Source organism: Lacticaseibacillus suibinensis (genome assembly GCF_003946175.1).
GTDB lineage: Bacteria > Bacillota > Bacilli > Lactobacillales > Lactobacillaceae > Lacticaseibacillus > Lacticaseibacillus suibinensis.
The window spans coordinates 1-4,216 of record NZ_RHOK01000050.1 but is presented as its reverse complement, the minus strand read 5'-3'; the positions used below and the strand labels follow the sequence as shown (position 1 = coordinate 4,216).

General features: G+C 45.8%; 1 protein-coding gene. It reads left to right on the top strand.

Features of this window, described 5'->3' with window-relative positions:
• Positions 1 to 142: 142 nt before the first annotated feature.
• Positions 143 to 2,740, top strand: a complete 2,598-nt coding sequence (locus EKM90_RS12610) for a mucin-binding protein (RefSeq protein WP_125583149.1) — start codon at positions 143 to 145, stop codon at positions 2,738 to 2,740.
• Positions 2,741 to 4,216 lie beyond the last annotated feature (1,476 nt).

Sequence of the window (4,216 nt, the reverse complement as noted above, 5' to 3'; positions counted from 1 at the left end):
TTCAAGCAGTCCAATCCGCACTGAACCATCGTCCCAGACGTATTCTGAACTATCTTCGCCCATGCGATTACTACCGATGCATGGCGTAACAGACTAGACCACTATCAAGAATTCGTTATCATCGTTGCACTTGACTTGAAAATTGAGGAAAACAAAGACGCAAGAAACGGCGTACGATGTTCTTAAAGATAACGTCACCGGCGATCTGTTTTACTCGGAAATCACACTTCCTGAAGTCGTTACCGATCCAGTTGTTGGCTACCAAGCAAGCCAAGTGACGGTGCCAGCAGTCCACTCGAGCACTGGTGGCGAGCCAGCTGACGTGGTAGTGACGTATCAAGCAGATTCTCAGGACATTGAAATCGACTTTGTCGACGGGGCAGGCAAAACCCTTTTGCCTGCCGATACGTTCACCGGCTTTACAGATCAAAAGATTAGTTATGACGTTGAGGCCAAGATTGCCGGCCTTAAAGCTCAAGGCTATGGTGTAAAAGAAAGTACCCTACCAGAGGTTGATGGTATGGGTGGCTTTACCGTTGGCCCTAACGGCAATCGGTATACAGTTACGTTGGTAAAACTGGTCAATGTTGAATTCTTTGACACGACAAGTAAAGCTGATTTAGGGGACTTTTCCTATTTGCCGGATGATCAGAGTGGTCTGGATTATGCGAAAGTGGAAAGTCATCTTCCTGCTGGCTATCGCATAGACAAAACCCAGGTCTCTCACGACCCAAAGTCGGGCAAGTATTTGGTCGGCGTGTACAACGTTCAAGAACTCGAGGCAAAAACCAAGCAATCAATCACCGACTTCACGGATGCCCTTAAGAATGCCATTACCTTTAAGTATGTTGATCGTGATAACGACACTGTCTTGAAGACACTTGTGATTGCACGCAACAAAGACGGCATTGTTCCGCTGGACAAGGCAACTTCTCAGATTCCGGCAGGGTACCGGATGGACCTTAGCAGCAATGGCTGGGATCAGGCCACAAACACGTACACGATTAGCCTCTATAATGTGCAAGCATTGCACGATAAAATCAATGATGCGATTGGGGACTTCACGGATGCCCTAAAGAATGCCATCACTTTTAAGTACGTTGACCGCGATAACGACGCTGTCTTGAAGACACTTGTGATTGCGCGAAACAAAGATGGGATTGTTCCAATGGACAAGGTAACTTCTCAGATTCCGGCAGGGTACCGGATGGACCTTAGTGGCAACGACTGGGATCAGGCCACAAACACGTACACGATCAGCCTCTATAATGTCCAGAACTTAGAAAATCAAGTTCAGACCTCTATCGATAATTTTACGGAGAAGCTTAAGAGTGCGGTAACCTTTAAATATGTTGACCGTGACACGGGCAAAACGTTGAAGACTTTGGTTATCCTACGTGGCGAAAATAATAGTATTCCGACTGACAAAGCCTTTGCTCAAGTACCAGCGGGGTATCGTGTTGATGTCACGACAAGTGGCTATGATGCCACGTCGAACACGTACACGGTTAACCTCTACAACGTCCAAGCCCTAGAAGATCAAACCAAGAAGTCGATTGACGATTTCACGGATCAGATTAAGAATGCGGTAACCTTCAAGTATGTCGACCGTGACAAAGGCAAAACTCTGAAGACGCTGGTTATCCTACGTGGTGAAAACAATAGCATCCCGACCGACAAGGCCTATGCTCAGGTGCCAGCAGGTTATCGCGTTGACATCACGACAAGTGGTTATGATGCGGCTACGAACACGTACACGGTTAACCTCTACAACGTCCAAGCCCTAGAAGATCAAACCAAGAAGTCGATCGGCGATTTCACGGATAAGATTAAGAACGCTGTAACCTTTAAGTACGTCGACCGTGACACGGGTAAGACCTTGAAGACTTTGGTTATTCTACGTGGCGAAAATAATAGTATTCCGACTGACAAAGCCTTTGCTCAGGTACCAGCAGGGTATCGTGTTGATGTCACGACAAGTGGCTATGATGCGACTACGAACACGTACACAATTAAGCTCTACAACGTCCAAGCCCTAGAAGATCAAACCAAGAAGTCGATTGGCGATTTCACGGATCAGGTCAAGAACGCTGTAACCTTTAAGTATGTCGACCGTGACACAGGCAAAACGCTGAAGACGCTAGTTATCCTCCGTGGTGAAAACAATAGTATCCCGACTGACAAGGCTTTTGCCCAAATTCCGACGGGTTATCGTATGGACGTCACTAAGAGCCACTTTGATACGGCAACCAACACGTACACCATTTCCTTATACAATGTCAAAGCTTTGGATGATAAGGTAAAAGATGGCTTAAATCAACTTGCTGACGCGGCTAAGACAGCAGTAAAAACCATCAAGGTCGACATTATTGATGGCGCAACCGGTGTTGTCATCAAGCATCTTTCCTATCTTGTTGGCGCCAAGAGCGGCGTGCCAATGGATAAGGTTGAAGCTGAGATCCCGGCAGGATATCGGATTGACGAGGCCAAATCCGGGCAGGATAAGGCGACCGGCAAGTACAATGTGGTGATTGTCAAGATCACCGATGACAGTGCGACTGTTCAGAATGGAGTAAAAGTTGCTACTCATCAGCCTGGTCAGGCTCCTGCAGCAGCGGCTCAAACAATGTTACCGGCAACAGGTGACAGCGAAAATACAGCGGCTTCGGCCCTGGGGGTATTTGCTGTGATTGGGGCGCTTTTCGGTTTAGCCGGTACTGCCGCGAAGAAGCGAGTGTAGTCAAACGTTTTGAGTGTGTAAGTATTGGGCTCGGATTCACGCGGGAAAATCCTCTCTTCGGAGAGGATTTTTTCATATGCTGATGACTAAACTTTAATAATGCTAGGTGCTTTGCAGTCAGGGTGCGGGAATGACCGAAATGCCCGATAGCAAATAGCTAGTTCAGACCAGCTCGATTGCGGGGATGGTCTTTTTGATAAAACGAGTTGCCACAGATCCGGACAAAGTTTTAGGTTTTGGAATGTTAACGTTCCGAATGTTTTTAGGCAACTATTGTCATGAGTATCGCCTGATCGCCATGCCGGAGATTATCGTAAATTCAAGCAGGCGCCGTGTGATGTACGATAGTGATTTACGCGGGAATTTTCGATAATTTCCAATGCAGGGAATAGCTGGTTAAATAAAATATTTTTTTGAACAATCGTTAAAAAATAATCCATTAAACGTAAAATAAAATATCGGTAACTGGATTGTGGCAAAAAAACAGCTCCAAAAAGCCTATTCATTTATTCAAGCTAATCCCAGCATTCGAAACCACGGATATTGGCGGACAGTTCAGACGATTTAGACAAAAACAAAATGGCGGAATCGTACTACATCAATTATTTCGGTGAACTTTCGACGATTCGGTTATGCTTGATCGTCAATCCACGCCATGAAATCGGTTTAATCTTACTAACAATTTATCAACGATTTGTACTTACCAATCGGAATTTTATTTTTGAGATTGCACACATCGAGGCCATTTTTCGCTTAAATTCGGCGTTTGAAATTGCATTTCTTCGATGGTATATTGGCCCCATTACAACTGACAGTGGCTTGAACGACGGGAATTTTGTCCGTTTGGATCAGGCACTGCGGGGTGTAATATTGGGGGAACTTTAATTTTGGACTTAGCGCACTTGCTGACCTGTATCGATTGGTCCAGCTAGTTTGTGTTGTCCATTTTGGCGAGTGTATTTGGCGCGCGGTGTGTTAGCGTACCGCTAATCGCGCTCAATGCGCAAACCCAAAAGGCCCTCAGAATTTATCTGGGGGCCTTTTTGTGGCGCGTGTCATAAAAAGTTATCGCTATTATTTTTTAAAACGTTCTCATGAATTAAATTCTGCGGGCCGAATTTTTTTCAACCTATAGAAGAGGGGGGAAGTTGAAAATGGAAAAATCGCACGTCGACACACGCGCCTCAAGACGACGCTTTAAGACCTTGAGACGTCGGCTGACGTCAATGATGATGTTGTTAGTGATCTTGGTGCCATTTATGCAGGCAGCGGTTTCGCCAGCGCAAACAGCCAGTGCGGTTGTGGGTCTGGAACCGGAATATTCGAATTCCCCAGTTTACAATTCAAGTGCAACACCCTGACGACTAGACCAAAAAGGCCATGAAGACCTATTCTTGTTAGTACTAGCTAAACAAGAAAGCAGGAATCTTCATGACCCACTCTCAGACTAACACCCACAAGCATTACCAACAACTC